The organism is Flavobacterium sp. YO12 (assembly GCF_004119495.1).
Classification (GTDB): domain Bacteria; phylum Bacteroidota; class Bacteroidia; order Flavobacteriales; family Flavobacteriaceae; genus Flavobacterium.
The window spans coordinates 1-25747 of sequence record NZ_NRQU01000064.1; the positions used below are offsets into that span (position 1 = coordinate 1).

Here is a 25747-nt window from a genome sequence, read left to right on the forward strand (position 1 = left end):
ACACAAATATCAAAATATTAATTAACATTAAAAATGTAAGTCACTACCTATCAATAAAATGATTCCCTTTTATCGCTGTATGTTTTACAATATTTAATTACTTAAACATCGATAATACAAGAAAAGGCAGCACGCAAAATTAGAATACATTCATTAAATTAATAGGTAAAATGTTAATTTTGTAATATTTAAACTATTATTATAAACTTTTATCAAAAAACTTGAAAATTTTATTAGGTAATTAAAATCTATTTCATTTTATTTGGCAAAAAATAAACCCTTAGTCAATTAAACTTATCAATGAAATCCTATTCTATTCAAGAAATTAACGAAGTAATTAATGGTGTAATCTACGGCACAACTTCACAAAGCGTAACCGCAACCGAGCAATTAGAAAAAGCCACCACTTCTGAAATTTCGTTTATAGGAAACAAAAAATATGAAAAATATTGGTCAGCATCAAATGCTTCAATTGCAGTTGTTAATGAAGACATTTCGATCGAACCAGGAGAAAATCGTGCTTTTATCAAAGTAAAAAACGCAGATTTAGCGATGTCACAAATTCTAAATCTTTTTGCCCCTCCTACTCCAATATTTCGCACAAACATTCACAAAACTGCAACTGTAGATGAAACTGCAATAATTGGTGAAGGCGCTAAAATTGGTGCAGGATGTTATATTGGTCCAAAAGTTGAAATTGGAGCAAATGTTACTCTATATCCAAATGTGACAATTTTAGACGAATGCACTATCGGGAAAAACACTGTTGTTTGGTCAGGATCAGTAGTTCGCGAGCGCTGCCACATCGGTAACGATTGCATCATTCACCCAAATGCCACGATTGGAGCCGACGGTTTTGGATTTCGCCCATGTTCTGAAAACGGTTTAGTCAAAATTCCACAAATTGGAAATGTAATTATAGGAAACGGCGTTGAAATTGGAGCAAACTCTTGCGTTGACCGCGGGAAATTCAGTTCGACAATTTTAGGCGACGGCTGTAAAATTGATAATTTAGTTCAAATTGGACATAACAGTAAATTAGGAAAATTTTGTATTATGGCTGGAAACAGCGGTTTGGCTGGATCAGTAACTTTAGGAAACGGAGTTATTATTGGCGGAAGCGCTTCTATAAAAGATCACACGACAATTGGCGACGGTGCTGTTATTGGTGCTGGATCTGGTGTTATAGGCGATGTTCCAGCGGGAAAAACAATGTTGGGTTATCCAGCTGTTGAAGCTCGTGACGCTTTAAAACAATGGGCAACACTAAAAAGAATGGCTTGCAATCCGAAAAAATAATACAACTTATATAGCTATAGAAAAAGCAGAAGCCAACCGCTTCTGCTTTTTTATTTAAGAAAATAAAATCCTCTAAAATAAAGTTCAGACAAATTTGAAATACTCTGTTTATTTCAATTGATTTTGTAAATTAGCCAACACTATTTTACAAAATCAATACTATATCATGGATTTAAACTTCAATAAAAACGAAGATCATAATAAACTACTCCTTTCTGAATTAAAACAAAAGGTTGCCAAAGTAAAATTGGGCGGCGGTGAAAAACGCATTGAGAAATTACATGCGGAAGGAAAAATGACGGCTCGTGAACGAATCGCTTATTTATTGGATGAAAATTCAAATAGTATTGAAGTTGGCGGTTTTGCAGGCGAAGGAATGTACAAAGAACATGGCGGATGCCCTTCTGCTGGCGTGGTTGTTAAAATTGGTTATGTAAAAGGCAAACAATGTATTGTTGTTGCAAATGATGCTACTGTAAAAGCAGGGGCATGGTTTCCTATAACTGCCAAAAAAAATCTGCGAGCACAGGAAATTGCGATCGAAAACAAACTTCCTATTATTTATTTAGTTGACAGTGCAGGTGTTTATCTGCCTCTTCAAGATGAAATCTTTCCTGACAAAGAGCATTTTGGACGAATTTTTAGAAACAACGCTCAAATGAGCAGTATGGGTATTACCCAAATAGCGGCTGTAATGGGCAGTTGTGTTGCTGGCGGAGCTTATCTTCCAATTATGAGCGACGAAGCCTTAATTGTAGATAAAACCGGCAGTATTTTCCTTGCTGGAAGTTATTTAGTAAAAGCAGCTATTGGCGAAACAATAGATAATGAAACTTTGGGCGGAGCAACAACGCATTGCGAGATTTCGGGCGTTACCGATTATAAGGCTAAAGATGATAAAGATGCTCTAGACAAAATTAAAAATATAGTTGATAAAATTGGTGATTTTGATAAAGCAGGTTACAGTCGAATTAAAGCCGAAAAACCAGCATTAGAACCAAATGATATCTACGGAATTCTACCAAAAGCTAGAAATGAACAATATGATATGATGGAAATAATCAATCGCTTGGTTGACAATTCAGAATTTGAAGCTTATAAAGATGGTTACGGTCAATCCTTAATTACTGGATACGCAAGAATTGACGGCTGGGCCGTCGGAATAGTTGCTAATCAACGAAAAGTAGTTAAAACAAAAAAAGGCGAAATGCAGTTTGGCGGTGTTATCTATTCTGACAGTGCCGACAAAGCAACCCGATTTATTGCTAATTGTAATCAAAAGAAAATTCCTTTGGTATTTCTACAAGACGTTACTGGTTTTATGGTTGGATCAAAATCTGAACATGGCGGAATTATTAAAGACGGAGCCAAAATGGTCAATGCCGTAAGTAATTCGGTTGTCCCAAAATTCACTGTAATTGTAGGAAACTCTTATGGAGCAGGAAACTATGCCATGTGCGGTAAAGCTTATGACCCAAGATTAATTTTTGCATGGCCGAGCGCTGAGCTTGCTGTTATGGGCGGGACTCAAGCAGCAAAAGTTTTGGCACAAATTGAAGCTTCTTCACTTAAAGCAAAAGGAGAAATTATCGACGAAGAAAAAGAAACTGAACTTTTTAACAAAATAAAAGCACGTTACGACGAACAGACTTCTCCTTATTATGCTGCGTCTAGATTATGGACAGATGCTATAATTGATCCGTTGGATACACGTAAATGGATTTCTATGGGAATTGAAGCGGCAAATCATGCACCGATTCAAAAACCATTTAATTTAGGAGTAATTCAGGTTTAAATTGCGCACCTCTTTTTAAACTTGTTAAAATAATATCAAAAAACTTATTTCCAGATACTTAAATTAAATATATCACTAAAAATTAGTAACTTAGTATATAATTTTTAATCTCGTTGTATCATGGAAAATGTAAAAAGCTTGAATAAGTGGGCAAATTCGCATACTTATTTACCAGTAGATTTAGTACGCATAATATTGGGGGTTTTCTTATTTATGAAAGGGGTTTCTTTTGTAACCAACGTTCAATATTTGCATGATTTGATTTCTCCAATAGATCGATTCGGAGGCGGAATGTTTCTTTTGCATTATATCGCACCGGCTCACATGATTGGAGGCATAATGATCTTTTTTGGGCTGCTTACCCGTTGGGCAATCGCCGCTCAATTGCCAATACTATTTGGAGCTGTTCTTATCAATTTCATGGGACACATGCATTCTGAAAGCTTAGCTTTAGCAATCGTTGTATTGTTACTCTGCATATTTTTCTTATTTTATGGCGGTGGAAAACACTCTGCTGACTATTATTTTAAAATGCAGCAATAATGTTTTATTATCCTCAATTTAATCAAAATAAATTGAGGATAATTTAATAAAACATTTTTTAAGAAGTAATTAGCACTCTAAATTTCTTTTATTGTATTTTATGAACTAATTTCGCCCGCATGAATTGGATTCGTAAAATTGTATTTTTTATATCACTCTTGATTATTGGACTTTTTGCTGCTCAAGCAGAAAGTTCTGTGGTGCAAAAAATCGAAACTCAAAAAACGGATACCAATTTCGGTAAAGAAACACCAGATTCATTTGCATTTATTCAACCGCAGGCAGGTTATCAATTAGCCGCAAATATTAAACACACCAATTCTGGTGTAATAAAATGGTTTGATTCTTTACTACTGGCTATTCCAAACTATAGAATTGAAAAGCCATCTTCAAACTTTGTCAATCAATTTTCTACTCAGAGCAAGAAAATCTTAATAATGCTCTACCCTTTCCACTTTTTTTGGTAGTATACCTATGAAACTTTAAGGAAGATTATTTTCTTCTCACACTCGTAAACCGTTTTCTTTCAGGAAAACTGTTTATAATTTCATGTATTTATCAAATTTAAAAAGAAATGGACACAAGTATTACAATAATAGGCATTGTGATTGCGATCATAGTTGCCGTACCAGTATATTTTTCTGCACGATCGAGCGCAGCGAACAAATCAAAAATTCTAGACATAAAAAAGAAGTTCAATCCAACTCATCCCGAAGATTTTGATTTAACGGAATCACAAAACAATAAAACACTTACAATAGATCAAAAAAATCGAAAATTTATTTTAATGAACTTCAATCCTAATCAACAGGAATCAATTTATGTTGACTTAAAAAGTGTATCATCATGCAAGTTAGTTTTAACCACCGAAGGCAATTCAGAAACCATTGTTAAAATTGATTTTGAATTTCAGGATAAAGAAACTTCTAAAAAAATTACAATTCCATTCTATGATTTTGACGATGACCGCATCAAACAGATAAGCGTATACCAAGATCATATGTTTGCAAAAAAATGGCTTAAAATCATTCAGGATTCTATTTAATGTTAGTTATTTAATTCAGTAAAGGGAGGTTCATTATGAGCCTCCTTTTTTTTGATCGATACATGACATTTGTCATTTTACATCTTCTTATCAATAACTAACTTTGGGGGAAAATAAATTTGTCTTATGAAAATTTCACTAACCCAGAAGTACAATGTACCAGGCCCTAGATATACAAGTTACCCAACTGTTCCTTATTGGAATGAATCTGCCTTTACTGTAGAACAATGGAAGTCTTCTTTTCAAAAATCCTTCTCAGAGAGTAATTCACAAAACGGAATTAGTTTATACCTGCATCTGCCATTCTGCGAAAGCATGTGTACCTTTTGCGGCTGTAACAAAAGAATTACAAAAAATCATTCTGTTGAGGAGATATACATAAGTGCAATTTTAAAAGAATGGAGATTATACTGTGAGTTACTTCCTGAAAAACCTTTCATAAAAGAAATTCATTTAGGCGGCGGTACTCCAACCTTTTTTTCTACAGAAAATTTAGAACATTTAATTAATGGCATTTTTAAATTAGCCGACAAAGCCGATAATTATGAATTTAGCTTTGAAGGACATCCTAATAATACTACCTACGAGCAATTAAAAAAACTATATGATTTAGGTTTCCGCCGAGTTAGTTTTGGTGTTCAGGATTATGCCGAAAAAGTACAAAAAGCAATACATCGTATACAACCTTTTCATAATGTCGCAAAAGTAACTTTTTGGGCAAAAGAAATTGGTTATAAATCTATAGGACACGATATTATCTTCGGTCTTCCATTTCAAACCGTTGAAGACGTTATTGATACGGTTGAAAAAACAAATTCATTAAAACCAGACCGTTTAGCGTTTTACAGCTATGCTCATGTACCTTGGATAAAAGGAAACGGACAACGCGGCTTTAATGAAGAAAACCTGCCTAAAGATGCAGAGAAAAGACAACTATACGAAACTGGAAAACAATTGCTTTCTGCCAATGGTTATCATGAAATTGGTATGGATCATTTTGCTTTGTCTTCTGACAGTTTATTTGACGCCGCGCATAATAAAAAAATGCATCGAAACTTTATGGGATACAGTGCATCTAAAACGCAGCTTATGATAGGTTTAGGTGTTTCATCTATCAGCGACAGCTGGTATAGTTTTGCTCAAAACACAAAAAGTCTTGAAGAGTATTACCGAATTTTAAGAGAAGATCAACTGCCAATCGTAAAAGGACATATTTTAAATGATGAAGATTTAATTATTAGAAAACACATCTTAAACCTTACTTGCGATCTTGAAACTTCTTGGAGCAGCGAGTCTTTATATTTTAAAGAATTACCATCTGTATTATTAGATCTTGAAGAAATTGAGAAAGACAAGTTAATTGTAATTGAGGAAAATAAACTAAAAATTACTGAAGCAGGAAGACCATTTGTTCGTAATATTTGTATGGCTTTTGATTTGCATTTAAAAAGAAAATCTCCTGAGACTAATTTATTCTCAATGACAGTTTAAAAACATCAAAATTTAAAGAGAATTTGAAATAGAAAGGTTTAATGACAATTTGGAGTTGCTTGAACAAACAAATTCATATTAGAAGGAGATAAATAAGGAATTCCTAACCCTAAACCTCTCAAAATAAACAACGCTCCAATTATTACTGCAACATAAGGAATTGCTTTTTGAATTTTGTTTCTAAAAGGTAATTTTAGTAATGAATTAATATAAACTACAACTGTCATTAAAGGAATAGTTCCTAATCCATACAACAGCATATAGAACACACCAAGTCCTGCGCTCTGCATGGCAATTGCACCAAACAAGGCAACATAAACCATTCCGCATGGTAAAAAGCCATTTAATAAACCAATAGTAAAAAGAGACTTGTAACTTTTCTTTTTAAACTGACTTCCCAGACTAGATTTTATATTTGAAATAATTTTATATACTGGTTTTGAGAAATTGTATTTAGCAAATACTTTTTCTGGAATTAGAACGATTAAAATCATTGCAACACCAATAAAAATCGACATATTTTGCTGCATTCCGGCAAGAAAAAAACCTCTCCCTAACAGTCCAAAAACCAGTCCGATTATGGCGTAAGCAGATAATCGTCCTAAGTGATAAGTAATAATCTGCGCTGCCTTTTTAGTTTCATTGTTATGATCTACTGGAAGCATCATAGCTATAGGTCCGCACATTCCAACACAATGCAGACTGCTTATAAGACCAAATATTAGAGCAGAAAATAACATTTTATGATTAATTTACGTAGATAACTTCTTTTGTCAGGTATTTTTTCCCTTCATACTGCCACTCCATATTAACATCCCAACGCCCTTTTATTAATTTTTTCTGCGGAATTAACAATGAAGAATTTGTTAAAGCAATCTGAGTATCAAAATCAAATTTCTTATTTGAAGGTCTATATAATAAAACATTCCCTTTTACTTTACTTCCTTCAAAGTCTGCTGGAAAAGTAACCTGCACACCATCTTCACTATATTTAATAGACGGCTTATGCTGCAAATCATGCGCATTTTGAATTCTTGCCATTTCTTCCTGAAAATGAGTATCATGCTTGTAATACTCTTCTACAACCAAGTCATTATCATATTTGCTATTTGATTGTACTTCGAAAACAAAGTATAATATAAATGTCATAAACAATGCAAATGCAATGACAATTCCAGTTCCCCAATTAATTTTCATGATACTTGTGTTTATTTAATTAAAACTTCTTGGTCCTAAGAAATTTGTATTTGTTGTTTCAAGCAATTCGTTACCATTATAGACACCAATTTTTACTTTGGTTTTGTCACTTTCTAACAATACTTCATTTATTTCAATAAATAATGTTCCTTGCGAAATTCCTTCTTTTGGAACTTTAAAATGTTGTTTTCCTACGTTTCTAATTTCTCCTTTTTGATCGATTAACTCAAAATGAATATCATTGTAATCTTTCATTGTTTTGTTAACAATCTTGTAGGTATAAACATTACTGATTTTATCTCCTTTATGCTGAAAAAGCTGTCCAGGTAAACGTAAAACAACTGCTTGAACATTTGTTCTTAAAAACAGCATTCCAACAAAAATACTCAATAAAATAAACAGTACAGCGGTATAACCTTTCATTCTTGCTGTGAACTTAAAAGGCTCTTTTTTAGCAATCTCATCTTCAGAAGCGTAACGAATAAGTCCTTTAGGCAATCCTACGCTTTCCATAATATGATCACACTCGTCTATACAAGCTGTACAGTTTGTGCATTCAAGCTGTGTTCCGTTCCTAATATCAATACCCATTGGGCATACATGAACACATTGAAGACAATCAATGCAATCACCTTTTCCTGTTAGTGCTCTATCTTCTTTTTTATTAAACTTGGCTCTTCCATTCTCTTTTTCGCCTCGTACGAAATCATACGCAACATTTATTGATTTATTATCTAATAAAACACCTTGTAATCTTCCGTAAGGACAGGCAATAATACAAACCTGTTCACGAAACCATACAAAAACGAAATAAAAAACTCCAGTAAAAATAAGAAGTGCTATAAAATTACTTGCCTGTTTAACAGGTCCTTGCTCAACCATTAAAAATAAAGCGTCGGAGCCAACTAAATAAGCGAGAAATACATTTGCTATACCAAAAGAGATTAAAAAGAAAATGGTCCATTTAACAACTCTTTTTCTAATTTTTTCTGCATTCCACTCTTGCCTTGCTAAACGAGACTGTGCTCCACGATCTCCGTCAATCCAATACTCGATTCGGCGAAATACCATTTCTAAAAAAATGGTTTGAGGGCAAATCCATCCACAAAAGATTCTTCCAAAAACAACCGTAAATAATATAATGAATACAACACCGACAAGTATTGAAATAACGAAAAGGTAGAAGTCCTGGGGCCAAAAAGGAAATCCGAAAATATTAAAACGACGTTCAAGTATATTGAACATCATAAATTGGTTTCCGTTTACTTTAATAAACGGGTTAACAATTAAAATAGTCAGTAAAACATAACTGACTATTTTTCTGTAATTATAAAATTTACCAGACGGTTTCTTAGGGAATATAAATTTCCTGTTACCGCCTTCATCTATAGTTCCAATGGTATCTCTAAAAGCTTCGTCTGGTAAATTTGACATGATATTCTAAATTATTTTTTAACTTCTGTGGTATCTTTTGGTGTATTTGCTGCAGTATCTGCTTGAGGAGCACCTTCTCCTGCCCATACTTCACCTTCGGCTTCTTTTGGGTCTTTTGGATTACTTCCTTGCAATGACAAAATGTAGCTGGCAACCTTTTGAATTTCTTTTGGTTTAAGAGTTCCTTTCCAAGCGATCATTCCTTTACCGTCACGACCTCCGTTTGTAATGGTGTGGAATATCTCTTTTATTCCTCCTCCTAAAATCCAATGATTATCTGTTAAGTTTGGACCAATTTGTCCTCCTCCATCTGCTCTATGACAAGCTGCACAGTTTGTTGTAAATATTTCCTTTCCGGCATCTAAACTTGGTGCATCTGTAAGTAAAACAACTGTTTTTTCATCCATCAAATCTGGAGCAGTTTTCATATACTCTTCTACATCAATTTTTGCCTGAGCCATTTCTTTTTTAAGCTCCATTTCCTGATCATCAGCTCCTAAAACATCATAACGAACTACATAAAGTACTCCAAAAATGATACAGATGTAGAATAAATAAACCCACCATGGCGGTAAATTATTATCAAGCTCTTTAATGCCGTCATAATCATGATCTAGTAATAAATCTGCTTCTTTAGACATTGGTACTGTCTTAGTAAGTTTATGCATTAAGTCTTTGTACCAAGTACTCTCCTTAAGACTCAAACTGTTTTCATACTCCGCTTTTGCTTTTTCTTCAGGAGACATTAATTGATACATAATTCGATTTACTGCACTAAGCGTAATTTCGATTGCAATCAAAATAAATAGAAATACAAACAAAAAGACAGATACCATTGGGTATTTAATAAATGCCGGTTTATCACCTGAATCTATAAAATACTCCATCAAAGCAAAAACGATGAAAAAAATCAACGGTACTCTAACATATACTGGGAAAAACTTTTTCATTTTATCTATCTTTTGAAATTAAATTATCCTCTAAAGGTATTTGGCTCATTTCTTGAATTTTATCTTTTTTATAAGAGAATACCCAAAAGCCTAATCCTACGAAAAAGAAAAAGAAAATCAAGAGAGAAAGAATCGGGTAAATTTCTATACCCGATATCGTTTCCATATTGTGTTTTATTTGTTCAAACATAATGCTGTTATTTAGAAGTTTCTTTTACTTTAATATCAGTACCAAGTCTTTGAATGTAAGCAATCAAAGCAACGATTTCTCTTTCATTCATCGGAATAAATTTCTCACCTTTAGCTTCTGCTTTTTTCCTGCTGTCTTCATAACTTTTTACAAAATCAGGATCGCTTTCTAAACTTTTTTCAATTTTAACTGCCTGCTCTCTTAAAGTTCTTTGTGCATTTGCAACTTCCTCGTCTGTGTATGGCACACCAAGCGAAATCATTGCTTTCATTTTCTTCTGAGTTAATGAAATGTCCATTGGCTCATTGTCAAACAACCACTTGTAACCTGGCATTATCGATCCTGCAGATGTACTTTGCGGATTCCACATATGGTTAAAATGCCAGTTATCATTATACTTACCACCAACTCTTAATAAATCTGGACCTGTACGTTTTGATCCCCATAAGAATGGATGATCATAAACAAACTCTCCTGCTTTTGCCTGTACTCCATAACGCTCAACTTCACTTCTAAATGGTCGAACTGATTGTGAGTGACAACCTACACAACCTTCTCTGATATACAAATCACGTCCTTCAAGTTCTAATGGTGTATAAGGTTTTACACTTGAAATTGTTGGTATATTCGATTTTACCATAATGGTTGGTACAATTTGAATAATCCCTCCAATTAAAATTGCTATTGTAGCTAAAATGGTCAATTGAATTGGTTTTCTTTCTAACCAAGAATGGAATTTCTCTCCATTAAGTCTTCCGCTGCTGATTTTTTGCAGTGCTGGAGCTTGAGCCAATTCATCTTCAATTGTCTGACCAGCTTTTACAGTCATAATGATATTGTAAACCAAAGTCAACATACCTATCAGATACAAACTTCCTCCAATTGCTCTCATCCAATACATTGGCATAATTGCAGTTACTGTTTCAAGGAAATTTCCATACGTTAATGTACCATCTGGATTAAATTGTTTCCACATTGAAGCTTGTTGAAAACCTGCTACGTATAATGGAATTGTATATACTATAATACCTAATGTACCAATCCAGAAATGAAAGTTTGCTAATTTCTTAGAGAATAAATCCGATTTTGTCATTCGAGGAATCAACCAATAAATGATACCAAAAGACATAAATCCGTTCCAAGCTAATGCACCAACGTGTACGTGAGCAACGATCCAGTCAGTATAATGCGCGATAGCATTTACATTTTTAAGAGATAACATTGGTCCTTCAAAAGTCGCCATACCATAACCTGTAATAGCTACTACAAAGAATTTTAAAACTGGTTCTTCACGAACTTTATCCCAAGCTCCTCTCAATGTTAACAATCCGTTGATCATACCTCCCCATGATGGAGCAATTAACATTACTGAGAATGCAACTCCTAAATTTTGAGCCCAGTTTGGTAATGCTGAATATAATAAGTGGTGCGGTCCTGCCCAGATATAAATAAAGATCAAAGACCAAAAGTGAATAATTGATAATCTATAAGAGTATACTGGACGATTTGCTACTTTAGGCACGAAATAATACATTAATCCTAAAAATGGAGTCGTCAAGAAAAATGCAACCGCATTATGACCATACCACCATTGTACTAAAGCATCTTGTACACCAGCATAAACGGAATAACTTTTTAATGCTGAAACTGGAATTTCGATATTATTAAAAATATGAAGAACTGCAACAGTTACAAACGTAGCAAGATAGAACCAAATAGCTACATATAAGTGACGTTCCCTGCGTCGCAGCATTGTACCTATCATATTGATCCCCATTACTACCCAAATAAGCGCTATGGCAATATCTATAGGCCATTCAAGCTCAGCATACTCTTTTGAAGAAGTATACCCTAATGGCAATGTAATTGCAGCGGCTACGATAATTAACTGCCAGCCCCAAAAATGTAAATTACTTAAAAAGTCACTAAACATTCTGGCTTTAAGCAATCTCTGCATGGAATAATACATTCCGGCAAAAAAGGCATTTCCAACAAATGCAAAAATAACCGCATTGGTGTGCAACGGTCTCAAACGACCATAACTTAACCACGATATCCCATCTGTCAAATTGGGAAAAAGGTACATGACCGCTAAGGTCAGCCCCACTAACATACCCACTACTCCAAAAAGGATGGTGGCGTAAATGAATTTTTTTACAATTTTGTTGTCGTAATAAAACTGTTCCATTTCCATAATTATACTTGTTTTTCTTCTATTGGTGAATTATTATTTTGGGAAGTAATTTTGGTTTCGTCGTCAAAAAGTATTCTGACCGAAGGCGTATAATCGTCATCGTACTGCCCAGATTTGACCGCTGCGATGAAAGCAATAAAGAAACATATTGCTACGAAAATACTTACTGAAATTAATAGATAAATAACACTCATACCGTAAATTTATGTTAACAAAATTAATAGGTTACCTGCGTGTAAAATATGATAATTATCATAATCAAAGAATAATGTTAAATTTATAAAATTTACTCTTTGAATTATTTAAAATCATTCTAAACTACTCTTGCTGAAATAGTTAGACATGATCGTTACAAAGCTGACAATTGTAATTGTACTCAATGGCATAATAATAGCCGCTACTAAAGGTAGTAAATTTCCTGTTACAGCAAACGAGAGCCCGACTACGTTGTACAACAATGACAATCCAAAACTCAATTTGATTATTAATATCGATTTATGCGACAGTTTTAAAAAATAATCTAATCGATAAAACTCTCCTGCATCCAAAATAGCATCACAAGCTGGAGAAAAAACATTGACATTTTCAGAAACTGACACTCCTACATTACTTTGTGCTAATGCTCCAGCATCATTCAGTCCATCGCCAACCATCATAACGTTCTTTCCTGAATCTTGCAGTTTTTTAATAAAATCAAGCTTTTGTTCGGGTTTTTGATTAAAAACCAATTCTGTGTTTTTAGGCAATATAGCTTCGAGATTAGCTCTCTCCCCATCATTATCTCCTGAAAGGACTTTAATATTATAATCTCTGCTTAATGTTGCAAAAAGTTTTTCCAAACCTTCCCTATACTTATTCTGAAACACAAACTGTCCGTAATACAAATCATCAATCTTAATATGCAATGCGGTTCGTTCGATTTCTGATGTATTTAAACCTGGATTTCCCACAAAAGAAGCTGACCCGATTTTTATTGTTCGATTATTAACTACAGCCAAAATTCCCTTTCCTGTTATCTCCGTAAATTCATCAATTTTAACTCGATCCTGATCAGGTAAAAAATCATACAGCATACGGCTTAACGGATGGTTTGAACCGCGAAGAACATTTTTTATCAGGATATAATTTTCTTTCGAAATTTCTTTTCCTTCATATAAGATATTTGACTTTTTATTGGTGGTAATAGTTCCTGTTTTATCAAAAACTATAGTATCAACTTTTGCTAACTGCTCAATAACCAATGCATTTTTTAAGTACATTTTTTGTTTCCCCATTATACGCAGTATATTACCAAAAGTAAATGGTGCCGTTAAAGCAAGCGCACAAGGACAAGCAACAATTAAAACCGCTGTAAAAACATTAAATGCTGTAGTTGCATCGATAAAAATCCAATAACCGAAACCTGCAAAGGCTATCAGTAATAAAATAGGAGTAAAATAACGGCTTATGGCATCGGTAATCGTTTTATGCTTTTGAAGTACTTTTTTCTGAAATATCTCATTACTCCATAGTTGCGTTAAATAACTTTGCGAAACAGATTGCAGTACTTCCATTTCAATAACTTTTCCAATCTGTTTTCCGCCGGCAAATACTTTATCTCCAGACTTCTTAATAATAGGATCTGCTTCTCCAGTCACAAAACTATAGTCAATCTCAGCCTTTTCGCTTATTAAAATTCCATCAACAGGAATTAATTCTTGATTTCGTATCAACAAACGATTTCCTTTTAAAACATCATAAATAGGAACGCTTTCTTCTGATAAATCGGAATTTATACGAGTAACTGCAATAGGAAAATAAGATTTAAAATCACGTTCAAAACTTAAAAAGCTATACGTCTTAATTTGAAACATTTTTCCAAGCAGCATAAAGAATACTAACCCTGTTAGACTATCAAAAAAGCCAGGACCATAATTCATCACCATATCAAAAGTACTGCGAATAAACATTACGATGATTCCTAAAGCAATTGGAATATCTATATTAAGCATTTTTGATTTTATACTTTTATAAGCTGAAACGTAATAACCACTTGCAGAATATAAGAAACTTGGCAATGCCAAAACAAAAATCAAAATCCTAAAAAAGGGTTTATAATTATCCAGCCAAAACTCTTTTATTTCAAAATACTCAGGAAACGAAAGAAGCATAATATTTCCGAAACAAAAAAAGGCAACACCCAGTTTGTATGTCAAACTTCTGTCAACATTGTTTTTTCCTGTTTCGTAATTTTCTAAACTTATATAAGGTTCATAACCAATTGAGCTTAATAAATAAGCTATTGATTTTAGTGAAACTACGTCTGAATTGAAAGTAATTCGAACTTTTTTTCTCAGGAAAATTAACCTGAGAAGTACTTATTCCCTTTTCAAGACGATTAAGATTTTCTAGAATCCAAATACATGAACTGCAATGAATATGTGGAATACTTAATGAAACTATAGCGGTATTTCCTTCCTGAAATTCTAAAACTTTTGAAAGGATTGCTTCATTATCTAAAAAATCATATTTTCCCTGAATATCTTGCGGTGTGGCTCCTGGTGATTTTTGAAAATCGTAATAACAGGTCAAATCATGAAAACTGAAAATTTCGTAAACCGTTTTACAACCGGCGCAACAAAACTTTTTTTCATCAAAATTGATTTCTTCATTTTTAGGAATAGTTAATCCGCAATGAAAACAACTCTGCTCAATCATAATTTGTTTTTTTTAATGCAACAAATATTCAAAATAAGTCCCTCTTTTTACTATGACAATTATCATATTAAAATGAAATAGAATTCTAATTTAATGAAAATAAAACTGCCAAATTGCGTCATCCTCTTTTTTATAGATATTTTAAACGATATTACTAGTATTAAACGTCAATATTGGTTAATTTTGCACTAAATTTTTTTGCCATGAGTAAATGTGATCAATGTATCGTAAGACAGCTTTCTTCTCTAAAAGCCCTCAGTAAAGATGAAGTTGTAAAATTGGCTAGCAGCAAAACTACCTATACAATTAAAAAAGGCGAAGCTATTTTTGAAGAAGGCGAAGTTACCAATGGTGTATTTTGTGTCAAAGATGGTGTTGGAAAACTTTCTAAATTAAGCGCTAACGGAAAAGATCAGATTGTAAAACTGGTAAAATCTGGTGAATTATTAGGACAACGTTCAATGATCAGCAACGAACCTGCAAACTTAACTGCAAAAGCGGTTGCAGATATGGAGGTTTGTTTTATTCCTAAAAACGAAATCATACATTTCTTTAATACAAACAATCAATTCTCTTTGAATTTAATGCAGTCTGTCTGCGAAGATTTAAAAGAATCTGAAAATGATAAAATTGCTTTAGTTCAAAAAACAGTAAAACAGCGTTTAGCAGAAACTTTATTGCAATTGCATGAAGGTTTTGGCGAAAACACAGACAAAACCTTAAAAGTACAACTTACAAGAGAGGAATTGGCTGGAATAATTGGTACAGCAACTGAAAGCTGTATCCGTTTATTATCTGATTTTAACAAACTAGACTTAATCGAGCTTGTTGGAAAAAAAATTATGCTTAAAAATATTAAAGCCCTAAAGAAAATGGCCGAATAGTTTATTGCTTTTTTGCTTCATTCCAGAAAACATCCATTTCTGCTAAAGTCATATCCATTAAAGGTTTCCCTAATTCACTTGCTTTACTTTCTAAATATTGAAAGCGTTTGATGAATTTTTTATTAGTGCGCTCCAGAGCATCTTCTGGATTAACATTTAAAAAACGGGCATAATTTATCATTGAGAATAGGACATCTCCAAATTCGGCTTCGATTTTATCTTGATCGCCGGATTTAACTTCTACTTGAAGCTCTTCTAATTCTTCTTGAACTTTATCCCAAACTTGATGTGGTTCTTCCCAATCAAAACCAACACCTTTTACTTTATCTTGAATACGACTTGCTTTTACTAATGCAGGAAGACTTCTTGGCACGCCTTCTAAAACTGATTTTTTACCCTCTTTCAATTTAAGCTTTTCCCAATTTTGTTTTACTTCTTCCTCATCTTTCACAACTGTGTCGCTGTATATATGAGGATGGCGATGAATTAATTTATCACAAATTTCATTGCACACATCAGCGATATCAAAATCATTTGTTTCTGAACCTATTTTTGCATAAAAAACAATGTGAAGCAATAAATCACCCAGTTCTTTTTTTACTTCATTCAAATCATTATCTAAAATAGCATCCCCCAATTCGTAAGTTTCTTCAATCGTTAAATGTCTAAGTGTTTGCAATGTCTGTTTTTTATCCCACGGACATTGCTCACGAAGTTCATCCATTATAATTAATAATCTTTCAAAAGCTTTTAATTGAAGTTCTTTGCTCATTTTTTCTTGTTTTTATATTTCAGGCAAGTGATTGTAAAAGTAAAAAATCCTGTCAAGAAAACATCTCAACAGGATTAATATATTTAATTCGGAAAAACTATTATTCTTCTTTCTGAGCTTTTGCTTTTTTTAGCAGCTGGCGCTTTTTTAACTTTTTCTTCTACTGCTGGAGTTTCTTCTGGAGCTTCTGCAGCAGCTGGTGCTAAATCAGTAACCAAACCTTTAGCTTGAAGTGTATTGTACCAGTTTAATACTTTTTTAATATCAGAAGGATAAACTCTTTCTTCATCATATTCTGGCAAAATTTCTTTAAAATAAGCGCTTAATGTTGCGTTATCTTCTTTGTGCGAAATAGCTTGACCTTTGTTTTCTTTAGCAGCAATTTTTTGCATTACTTCAGTCAATGGTTTTTCTCCTTCGTATGTATAAATTGAAATTTCTGATAATAAACTTACATTACTTTTTAAGTTTACAGTAATTTTTTTTCCGTCTAATAATGATTCTGCCACAAAACCTGTACGAGTCTGTACTTTCAATACATATAAACCTGGTTTCCCAGAAATGGCTAAAATTTTGTCTAAATTCATGTTTATTAAAATTAGTATTAAGAATTTTATTATATTTTTTTATGTTCTAAATTATTCAGAACATTTATCTTCCTTTTTTAGCAGCAGCAAATTTCATTCTATATTCTTGAAATGTTTTACCTTCAGTAATGTTTTTCAATTTTTTCTGAATCAAACGTTTTTTCAAAGATGATATTTTATCTGTAAATAAAACACCTTCGATATGATCGTATTCATGCTGAATAACTCTGGCAATTAAACCATCAAAAACTTCTGTTTTCATTACAAAATCCTCTTCACAATATTCGATTGTAACAGTTGGTTTTCTATAAACGTCCTCGCGAACATCCGGAATACTTAAACATCCTTCATTAAAACTCCACTCTTCACCTTCTTCTTTAATGATTTTTGCATTGATAAAAGTCTTTTTAAAACCTTTCAAATCTTTCTGCTCATTTGATGATAAATCCTCATCGTCACTAAAAGGAGTTGTATCAATAACAAACACACGAATTGGCAGGCCAACTTGCGGTGCAGCAAGCCCAACTCCATATGCATTATACATGGTTTCATACATGTTTGCTAATGTCTCTTTTAAGTTTGGATAATCTGGCGTAATTGCTGTTCCCACTTTTCTTAAAACTGGGTCGCCATATCCTACAATTGGTAAAATCATTTGTTTTTGTTTAATGTTTTATCTAACAAAAACCCTATATTGGGTTCTTATATTTCAGCTGGCAAAAATAGTAAAAAATAGTCAATGAATAATTTTAAACCTATATTTATGATATATTTTGCATGCTTCTAAAAACTCAGCTATAATTATGCCAAAATAGTTCGTACAATTCTTACCTTTGCTAGTAAACCTCACTTTATGTTTGAACGTATCTCGAAATTCACAAATAGTACTTCTTTTTTAAATGCGTCAAAAGTAACCATCGCCTCAGTTGTACCCGTTTTAATTTTAAATTTTTTAGGACATTTCGAAATAGGTTTCACAATTGCATTAGGTGCATTTTATACGTATCCCAGTGATATTCCAAGCTCTTTAAGTCACAAAATAAAAGGTCTTATTGTTGCTTCTTTTATTGTTTCGGGCGTTAATTTATTAGTAAATCTTGCTTATCCGCATCCTTATTTGTTTTATCCCTTTTTAGGATTTTTATTGTTTATATGCTCCATGATTTCAGTATACGGTCAGAGAGCAACATTAGTTTCGTTTTCTGCTTTATTATCGATTTCATTATCCTTTGGTCATTTACATGAGGGCTGGGAAGCTTTTCAATATTCAGGTTTTATTTTTGTTGGCGGAATTTTATACTTAATTGTTTCACTAGTTTTTCACTTTGTACAACCTTATAAATATATTGAACTGCAAATTGCAGAAGGTATAAAGCTAACCTCTAAATACTTAAAACTTAGAGGCGATTTATGGAATCCCGAAGCAAATCGTGAAAAAATAATCGAAAAACAGCTGGCGATACAAGTTGATCTTAATTTGATTCATGAGGATTTACGAAAAATGCTGATTGGAAATCAAAATGCTTCAGGAACAACAAGCCAAAATCGAAAAATGCTGCTGGTTTTTATAACCTTAGTAGAAATTCAAGAACTTGCTTTGTATACTTCTTTTGACCATAATAAGATTCATGAAAAGTTCAATAAACATCCTGAAGTTTTACGTACTTATCAAAATGTAGCGTATAAGCTGGCATCAACCTTAAAGAAGCTTTCTAAAAACGTACAGCATATTGCTGTTTATGTTGACAAAAATGATTTAAAAAATGAACTTGATGCTCTTGAGTTTGCGATTTTTGATTATGAAAAGAGCTTGGGTAAAGAAGAAGCTGCAGAAGGCGTATTAATGCTTACTAATATGCTGAAATATGCCAAAAATCAGGTTGGAAAAATTAAAACTATTCAACGTGCTTTATCGCTGGCAATGCAGTCTTATAAATTAAAAGATAAAGACAAAGAATTAGAAAAATTCTTAACACCGCAATATTATCCGCTTCGAACTTTAATTGAAAACTTAAGTTATTCGTCGTCAATATTCAGACACTCGATTCGCTTAACGGTAACTATTTTGTGTGGTTTTGTCCTTGGTCAATTATTACATCTTCAAAATAATTACTGGATTCTGCTAACTATAGTTGTAATTATGCGCCCTGGATATGGTTTGACTAAAGAACGATCTTATAATAGAATTTTTGGAACTATTTTAGGAGGGCTTTTGGCATTTGGGATCGTATCTCTTATTCAAAATCATGTTGTTTTGAGTATTTTCTCGATTGTTTGTATGCTTCTCGGAATTTCGTTTACTCAAATTAACTATAAAATAAGCGCCACATTTGTAACGATGTATGTTGTGTTTATTTACGGAATTTTGACACCAAATGTTGTTGAAGTAATACAATTTAGAATACTTGATTCGCTTGCTGGTGCTACTTTGGCTTTTATCGCCAATCAATTTTTATGGCCGGCTTGGGAATTTTTAAATACACCTATTCATATTGAGAATTCGATTAGAGCAAATAGAAATTATCTTAAAGAAATTGCTGATTTCTATAATAAAAAAGGGGAAGTTCCGACTTCTTATAAATTAGCGAGAAAGAATGCATTTGTTGAGACTGGTAATTTAATGACTTCTTTTCAAAGGATGATGCAAGAGCCAAAATCTAAGCAAAAAACAATGCCTTTGGTAAACAAGTTAGTGGTTTTAAATCATTCTTTTTTATCGGCTTTAGCCTCTTTATCGACGTACATACAGTCACATCAAACAACATCGGCTTCAGAATCTTTCAATTACATCATAAAAACTATTCTTTCAAACTTAGAACATTCTATTTCAATTTTAAGAAATGAAGCTGTTATTACGGATACTTTTTTTGACAAAGAAGATGTTACACTGCAGTTTGAAGAGCTTAAACGTAAAAACTTTTCTCGTCTTGCTGCTGATGATGAACTGGACAAGGAAACGCGTCAAGCAAAAATGCAGGAAGCCCAAATGGTTATTGAGCAATTAATATGGATGAGCAATCTTGCAGAAAAAATCCTGAAAATCACAAAAGAACTAAAAACAACAAATCCAGATTAATTCATCTGGATTTGTTGTTTTTTTTTATTATAAAAAATGACTTTAATTATTCAATTTCAAAACTTCGGCAGTTTCTTTTCTAAGTTCTGCTAAAAGCTCTGGTTTGTCATTAAGCGTTTTTCCATAAGAAGGAATCATTTCTTTCATTTTTGCTTCCCATTCTGGCGTTTTAATTTGATTTGTAAAACATCTTCCAATCAAATCAATCATAATGGCAACTGCAGTAGATGCTCCAGGAGAAGCTCCTAATAAAACTGCTAAACTTCCGTCGTGCGTGCTTATCACTTCAGTACCAAACTCTAGAACTCCGCCTCCATCTTCTCCTTTTTTAATAACCTGAACACGTTGTCCTGCTTTTTCTAATTTCCAATCTTTAGAACGAGCGCTTGGCAAATATTCACGAAGTGCTTTCATTCTGTCTTTTGGAGATTGACGAACCTGCTCAATTAAATATTTTGTCAAAGGAATATTATGGTACCCTGCAGAAAGCATAGGAATTAAGTTATTTGCTTTTATCGATAATGGAAGATCTAAATACGACCCATTTTTCAAGAAGCGTGTTGAGAATCCTGCAAAAGGACCAAACAACAATGCTTTTTCGCCATCGATTACACGTGTATCAATATGCGGAACTGACATTGGCGGTGCTCCCACGCTTGCTTTTCCATAAACTTTAGCCTGATGTTTTGCAATAACGTCCGGATTTGTACATTTTAACCATTGTCCGCTTACTGGAAATCCTCCGTAACCTGCTCCTTCTGGAACATTTGCTTTTTCTAATAAAGGCAATGAACCTCCACCAGCTCCAATAAATACAAATTTAGTATATGCTTTTCGCTTTTGACCAGTAGACAAATCTGTGATTTTAATTCTCCAAGATTTATCCTCACGTTGTTTTAATTTTTTAACCTCGTGGTTAAAATATAAATTAACGCCATCTAATTTTTCAAGATAATTAAACATGCTTCTTGTCAGCGCACCAAAATTAACATCGGTACCAATTTCCATGTGAGTAGCTGCTAATTTTTCATCAGCCGCTCTGCCTTCCATTACTAAAGGCATCCATTCTTTTAACTGATTAAAGTCAGTACTGAATGTCATTTCAGAAAAAATAGGATTACTTTGAAGTGCTTTAAATCTCTTTTTAAGGTATTCTACATTTTTATCTCCCCAAACAAAACTCATATGAGGAACACTTTTTATAAAATTTTCTGGAGAAGGTACTTTATTTTGTTGTACCAAATAAGACCAAAACTGGCGGGAAATTTCAAAAGATTCAGCAATACTAATTGCTTTTTTTGGATCAATACTTCCGTCAGCCTTTTCTGGGGTATAATTTAATTCACAAAAGGCAGAGTGTCCGGTTCCTGCATTATTCCAAGCATCGGAACTTTCGGCAGCAGCCACATCTAATCTTTCATAAATTTCAATTTTAATATCTGGTTGCAGCTCTTTTAAAATTAATCCAAGAGTTGCACTCATAATTCCAGCTCCAATAAGCACTACTTCACTATTGGAACGTATTGTATTGTCAGGCATAACAGTAATTTGTTTTTAAAGTGCAAAGGTACCTTTTTCAATCGCAAAAAAAAACTAATTTTTACATGATAAAAGTTAGAAAATTATAAATTTTTCCAAAAATGTGAAATTAATCAGAAATAAACTTAAAAACGCTTCGAAGAAAGATAATCCTGAAGCATAATTGTTGCCGAAATCTCATCAATTAAACCTTTATTCTGCCTTTGTTTTTTGCTCAAACCACTGTCGATCATGGTCTGGAATGCCATTTTTGAAGTAAATCGTTCGTCAACACGAATTACCTTCATTTCGGGAAAAATATTTGAAAAATGAGTCGCAAAACCTTTAATTATTGATGCGCTTTGAGATGGCTCGCCATTCATTTGCTTTGGCTCGCCTATCAAAACTGCTTCTACTTTTTCTTTAGCGAAATAATCTTTTAGAAAATCAATTAAAGTATGAGTTGGAATCGTAGTTAATCCTGATGCAATAATCTGCATTTCGTCAGTAACAGCAATTCCTGTACGTTTTTGTCCGTAATCTAATGAGAGGATTCTAGGCATATTATCTAAATTTTATAAACGATAATTTAAAAAGAAACTTAAAAAAAATGCAAATATAACCTTTTACAAGCCTTTTAACTTTAACCCTCCTCTCAAAATTATTTACCAATAAAAAATCCGTTCTGAAAAACTCAGAACGGACCTCACCAAAAATATTTAAAACTAAAAAAATATATCTATCTATTAAACAGTCTTCTAAAAAAGCCTCTTTCTTCCTCTTCCTCCTCGTCTTCTTTTTCTTTCTCTTCGTAATTCGCAAACTTAGACTGTGTTTTTTCATGTTCGTATATCAACTCTTTTATATACTCTACATAAGTTCTCTTTTTCTCCTCTAGAAATCCAATTAAATATTTCTCGCTGTATTCAACACCGCTTGCAGCTTCTATTTGCAGCAGTTTTTTGTACAATGGTTCAATATGCAGTGAAATAACTTCTTGCGGAACGGCTTGTCTTCTTCCAAAATAGTTCATAATGACTCCGTTTTCATCTTTTGCAATCTCAAAATCGGTAATAACCCAGTAATAACGCCCAGATCTTGCTAAATTCTTTACAATTGCATGAAAGTTTTTTCCAGCTTTAAGATTTTCCCATAAAACTTTAAAAATGACTTTTGGCATATCTGGGTGACGAATAATATTATGCGGCTGTCCCATTAATTCGTAATCTTCATAACCAGAAACATCAACAAAAACTTCATTGGCATATTCAATAATACCAAACGCATTTGTTTTACTCATAATTACTTGTGTCTTGTCCCACGTAACCTCTTTATCTATAACTGGAATTCGATTTTGAAGTTGATTTTCTTGATTCATCATTTTTCTGCTTATATTATTTGTTTTGGATTGTATGCTTAATTTCCTTACAAAATTGCTCTGGAATTATGTCGCGAAATTAGACAGAAGAAAAAAAGCAAAATCTGATTTTTGTCATATTTTGATATTAAAAAAACTTTTAGCGGCTCTTAATTTCAATTTTTATATTATTGCTTCTTTATTATTTATCAAAATACAAACAAAAAGTTAAATATATAACATCTTCAAAAGGCTTTCTCTTTTTTGCATTTACTCAAATACCTTATCTTTGCCAAAAATTAAACACTATGAATTCTTTACAGACTATAATTGAACAAGCTTGGGAAAACAGAGCTTTATTACAAGAAACTACAACAACTGACGCTATTAGAGAGGTTATCGAATTAATTGATGCTGGAAAGTTACGTTGTGCTGAACCAGTTGGTGACAAATGGCAGGTAAACGAATGGGTAAAAAAGGCTGTTGTAATGTATTTCCCAATTCAAAAAATGGAAACATGGGAGTCTGGTATTTTTGAATACCACGACAAAATGTTACTAAAAAGAAATTATGCTGAAAAAGGAATTCGTGTAGTACCAAATGCTGTTGCACGTTACGGAGCTTACATTTCGAGCGGTGTAATCTTAATGCCAAGTTATGTAAATATTGGTGCTTATGTAGATGAAGGAACTATGGTAGATACTTGGGCAACTGTTGGAAGCTGTGCTCAAATTGGTAAAAACGTTCACTTAAGCGGTGGTGTTGGTATTGGCGGTGTTCTTGAGCCATTGCAAGCTGCTCCGGTTATTATTGAAGACGGTGCTTTTATTGGTTCTCGCTGTATTGTTGTAGAAGGAGTTCACGTAGGTAAAGAAGCTGTTCTTGGTGCTAATGTGTGTTTAACTGCTTCAACAAAAATTATCGACGTTACTGGTGATGAGCCTGTTGAAATGAAAGGTTTTGTTCCTGCGCGTTCAGTAGTAATTCCTGGAAGTTATACTAAAAAGTTTGCTGCTGGCGAGTTTCAAGTTCCATGTGCCTTAATCATTGGTACTCGTAAACCTTCTACAGATTTAAAAACTTCACTAAACAATGCACTTCGTGAATACGATGTTGCTGTTTAATTTATAGTTTTACAAATAAAAAAAAGGAATGATTTTCAAAAACTCATTCCTTTTTTTATACTTATTTCTGTTTTTTAGCCGCTTCCTGAAGCTTCAAAAGCTTAGCATATTTCATATAAGAAAAAAAGCTCTGAATCATTGCGAATGTAAGACCATCCAATCCATTCAAAAAGCCTTTTTTAAAAAAGTAGCATCTTACAAAAGCTACCAAACCGTTTAATATTGGTTTAAAACTATTAACTTTTTTATTCTGCTCAAAAAGCTGCTGTGCATGCCAAGTCGAATATAAATTTTTCTTCCTGATAAGCTGATCAAAATCCTCCCATGCATAATGGTGAACATGAACTTTTAAATGGGTTTTGTTGTTTCCTGAAACCTTTTGATGAACACTGTCTTTTGATGGAGATGCTGTTTTTTTATTAAAAAAACGCGACGTTTTATCAGGATACCAGCCAGAAAAATTTATTAACTTATTTCCTAAATAGTTATAAAGACTAAAGGCATAAACATCAAAATGCTGATCTTCATATTTTCTAGATAATATAAATTTCTCAGCATCTTCTGCCAAAATCTCATCAGCATCCAGATTTAAAATCCAATCGTTTTTACAATAAGGCAGTCCGTGAATTCTCTGGGGTCCGTCGCCTAAAAAAGCTTGCGAGATAACTTTAGCCCCTTTTTCTTCTGCAATTTTAACCGTATTATCAACACTTAATGAATCTATAACAATTACTTCATCACAAATTCTGAACAAAGCATCAATACATTTACCTATATACTTTTCTTCATTATAGGTAATTACTAACCCACTAATTTCCATATTTCCTAAAAAATCTTAAGCTTTCCTATTTTCAGTTTTAATCTAAATTTCAATAAACTATCTTCTCCTTTTATATCTATTCTTTTTACCAGATAGTTGTTCTTAAAAGGAAATTTATTCACCCTGTTCCCTATTCGTAAACCATATTTGATACCATTATCGCGCATTATTTTTTCAAAAACGGCAAATTCGGTATCTTTCTTAGCATAATTCCCAAAAGGATATGCCAAAACAGGCTTTATATCTAATTGATTTTCAAGTATAAAATTATTCGATTTAATAAAATCAACTTCCAGTTCTTCTTTAGATAATGAACTGTATTTTCTATGTTCAAAAGAATGATATCCCAATTCAATAAGATTACGGTCTAATCCTCTTAATTGTTCGGCACTCATTATCTTTTCTTTTCCTTCTATCCAATAATCAAAATTTCCAACGTAAGTAAAAGGAATAAAAAAAGAAGCTTTTAATTGGTATTTTTCAAGTAAAGGCACAGCATACAAGAGCTGACATTCGGTAACATCATCAAAAGTAATAATAATGCTTTTTGAAGGCAGTTTTTTTAAATTATCTAAATCTTTAAAATGAAATGTTGTGTAATTATTATCGCAAAGAAACTTAAACTGCTCCTCCAACTTTGACACAGAAATACACAAATCCAAAGATTTTGAGTCATCTTGGTCAACATTATGGTACATTAAAATGGGCAGCTTTGACATTTACTTTTGATTTTTTTCGCAAAGCTAACATTAATAGTATTATTATTCACAAAAA

24 protein-coding genes and 1 pseudogene are annotated in these 25747 nt (G+C 32.9%); 9 read left to right on the top strand and 16 right to left on the bottom strand.

What is annotated here, in order from left to right; genetic code table 11:
* The first annotated feature begins 300 nt into the window (after positions 1-300).
* The 6 genes from lpxD to hemN all read left to right on the top strand — a co-directional run bounded on the left by lpxD (position 301) and on the right by hemN (position 6173).
* Positions 301-1299, top strand: coding sequence for a UDP-3-O-(3-hydroxymyristoyl)glucosamine N-acyltransferase (lpxD, locus tag BOW55_RS17145; protein WP_129025264.1), 999 nt, complete (start codon positions 301-303; stop codon positions 1297-1299).
* 166 nt (positions 1300-1465) lie between these two features.
* Positions 1466-3094, top strand: a complete 1629-nt coding sequence (locus BOW55_RS17150; protein WP_129025266.1) for an acyl-CoA carboxylase subunit beta — start codon at positions 1466-1468, stop codon at positions 3092-3094.
* A gap of 120 nt (positions 3095-3214) precedes the next feature.
* Positions 3215-3637 carry a DoxX family protein gene (locus BOW55_RS17155; RefSeq protein WP_129025268.1) on the top strand — a complete coding sequence of 141 codons (423 nt, stop codon included), beginning with the start codon at positions 3215-3217 and terminating at the stop codon, positions 3635-3637.
* A gap of 119 nt (positions 3638-3756) precedes the next feature.
* Positions 3757-4104, top strand: coding sequence for a hypothetical protein (locus BOW55_RS17160; RefSeq protein WP_129025270.1), 348 nt, complete (start codon positions 3757-3759; stop codon positions 4102-4104).
* Positions 4105-4211: 107 nt separating this feature from the next.
* Positions 4212-4682, top strand: coding sequence for a hypothetical protein (locus BOW55_RS17165; RefSeq protein ID WP_129025272.1), 471 nt, complete (start codon positions 4212-4214; stop codon positions 4680-4682).
* 126 nt (positions 4683-4808) lie between these two features.
* Positions 4809-6173: an oxygen-independent coproporphyrinogen III oxidase gene (gene hemN, locus BOW55_RS17170; RefSeq protein ID WP_129025274.1), complete on the top strand. Its 1365-nt coding sequence runs from the start codon at positions 4809-4811 to the stop codon at positions 6171-6173.
* 38 nt (positions 6174-6211) lie between these two features.
* Here the strand turns inward: hemN and BOW55_RS17175 are convergent, their stop codons facing one another.
* The 8 genes and pseudogenes from BOW55_RS17175 to BOW55_RS17210 form a co-directional block, all read right to left on the bottom strand.
* Positions 6212-6913: a sulfite exporter TauE/SafE family protein gene (locus tag BOW55_RS17175; protein ID WP_129025276.1), complete on the bottom strand. Its 702-nt coding sequence runs from the start codon at positions 6911-6913 to the stop codon at positions 6212-6214.
* A gap of 7 nt (positions 6914-6920) precedes the next feature.
* A complete protein-coding gene (locus BOW55_RS17180; RefSeq protein WP_129025278.1) occupies positions 6921-7370 on the bottom strand; it encodes a FixH family protein in 450 nt (149 codons plus the stop codon).
* Between the two features lie 15 nt (positions 7371-7385).
* Positions 7386-8804: a cytochrome c oxidase accessory protein CcoG gene (gene ccoG, locus BOW55_RS17185; RefSeq protein ID WP_129025280.1), complete on the bottom strand. Its 1419-nt coding sequence runs from the start codon at positions 8802-8804 to the stop codon at positions 7386-7388.
* Between the two features lie 11 nt (positions 8805-8815).
* Entirely contained in the window at positions 8816-9754 is a 939-nt protein-coding gene (locus BOW55_RS17190) for a cbb3-type cytochrome c oxidase N-terminal domain-containing protein (protein WP_129025282.1), read from the bottom strand.
* A 1-nt stretch (position 9755) separates the two neighbouring features.
* Positions 9756-9944: a CcoQ/FixQ family Cbb3-type cytochrome c oxidase assembly chaperone gene (locus BOW55_RS17195; protein WP_089052368.1), complete on the bottom strand. Its 189-nt coding sequence runs from the start codon at positions 9942-9944 to the stop codon at positions 9756-9758.
* A 7-nt stretch (positions 9945-9951) separates the two neighbouring features.
* Positions 9952-12138: a cytochrome-c oxidase, cbb3-type subunit I gene (ccoN, locus tag BOW55_RS17200; RefSeq protein WP_129025284.1), complete on the bottom strand. Its 2187-nt coding sequence runs from the start codon at positions 12136-12138 to the stop codon at positions 9952-9954.
* A gap of 2 nt (positions 12139-12140) precedes the next feature.
* On the bottom strand, positions 12141-12332 hold the full coding sequence (gene ccoS / locus BOW55_RS17205; protein ID WP_089052370.1) for a cbb3-type cytochrome oxidase assembly protein CcoS: 192 nt from the start codon (positions 12330-12332) through the stop codon (positions 12141-12143).
* Positions 12333-12446: 114 nt separating this feature from the next.
* Positions 12447-14835 (bottom strand): annotated as a pseudogene (locus BOW55_RS17210) (heavy metal translocating P-type ATPase metal-binding domain-containing protein).
* A gap of 203 nt (positions 14836-15038) precedes the next feature.
* Between BOW55_RS17210 and BOW55_RS17215 the strand changes: the two are divergent.
* A complete protein-coding gene (locus tag BOW55_RS17215) occupies positions 15039-15719 on the top strand; it encodes a Crp/Fnr family transcriptional regulator (protein WP_089052372.1) in 681 nt (226 codons plus the stop codon).
* Between the two features lies 1 nt (position 15720).
* Here BOW55_RS17215 and mazG read toward each other — a convergent pair whose 3' ends face one another.
* The 3 genes from mazG to def all read right to left on the bottom strand — a co-directional run bounded on the left by mazG (position 15721) and on the right by def (position 17733).
* Positions 15721-16491, bottom strand: a complete 771-nt coding sequence (gene mazG, locus BOW55_RS17220; protein ID WP_129025286.1) for a nucleoside triphosphate pyrophosphohydrolase — start codon at positions 16489-16491, stop codon at positions 15721-15723.
* A gap of 83 nt (positions 16492-16574) precedes the next feature.
* Positions 16575-17078, bottom strand: coding sequence for a DUF5606 domain-containing protein (locus BOW55_RS17225; RefSeq protein ID WP_129025288.1), 504 nt, complete (start codon positions 17076-17078; stop codon positions 16575-16577).
* Positions 17079-17142: 64 nt separating this feature from the next.
* On the bottom strand, positions 17143-17733 hold the full coding sequence (def, locus tag BOW55_RS17230; RefSeq protein ID WP_089052375.1) for a peptide deformylase: 591 nt from the start codon (positions 17731-17733) through the stop codon (positions 17143-17145).
* Positions 17734-17931: 198 nt separating this feature from the next.
* On the opposite strand from def, the gene BOW55_RS17235 reads away from it, so the two are divergent.
* The gene (locus BOW55_RS17235) at positions 17932-20154 is read left to right on the top strand and encodes an FUSC family membrane protein (protein WP_129025290.1); all 2223 of its coding nucleotides are present in this window, start codon (positions 17932-17934) and stop codon (positions 20152-20154) included.
* A gap of 42 nt (positions 20155-20196) precedes the next feature.
* Here BOW55_RS17235 and BOW55_RS17240 read toward each other — a convergent pair whose 3' ends face one another.
* The 3 genes from BOW55_RS17240 to BOW55_RS17250 all read right to left on the bottom strand — a co-directional run bounded on the left by BOW55_RS17240 (position 20197) and on the right by BOW55_RS17250 (position 23050).
* Positions 20197-21693, bottom strand: a complete 1497-nt coding sequence (locus BOW55_RS17240) for a malate:quinone oxidoreductase (RefSeq protein WP_129025292.1) — start codon at positions 21691-21693, stop codon at positions 20197-20199.
* A gap of 125 nt (positions 21694-21818) precedes the next feature.
* Positions 21819-22235: a Holliday junction resolvase RuvX gene (gene ruvX, locus BOW55_RS17245; protein ID WP_129025294.1), complete on the bottom strand. Its 417-nt coding sequence runs from the start codon at positions 22233-22235 to the stop codon at positions 21819-21821.
* Positions 22236-22411: 176 nt separating this feature from the next.
* Positions 22412-23050, bottom strand: a complete 639-nt coding sequence (locus BOW55_RS17250) for a PAS domain-containing protein (RefSeq protein ID WP_089052449.1) — start codon at positions 23048-23050, stop codon at positions 22412-22414.
* Between the two features lie 287 nt (positions 23051-23337).
* Here BOW55_RS17250 and BOW55_RS17255 point away from each other — a divergent pair, with 287 nt between their 5' ends.
* Positions 23338-24153 (top strand): 2,3,4,5-tetrahydropyridine-2,6-dicarboxylate N-succinyltransferase, encoded by an 816-nt coding sequence (locus tag BOW55_RS17255; protein ID WP_099719754.1) that lies wholly within the window; start codon positions 23338-23340, stop codon positions 24151-24153.
* A 61-nt stretch (positions 24154-24214) separates the two neighbouring features.
* On the opposite strand, the gene BOW55_RS17260 is transcribed toward BOW55_RS17255, so the two are convergent.
* Entirely contained in the window at positions 24215-24973 is a 759-nt protein-coding gene (locus BOW55_RS17260; protein ID WP_129025296.1) for a glycosyltransferase family 2 protein, read from the bottom strand.
* A 5-nt stretch (positions 24974-24978) separates the two neighbouring features.
* A complete protein-coding gene (locus tag BOW55_RS17265) occupies positions 24979-25692 on the bottom strand; it encodes a polysaccharide deacetylase family protein (protein WP_129025298.1) in 714 nt (237 codons plus the stop codon).
* Positions 25693-25747 lie beyond the last annotated feature (55 nt).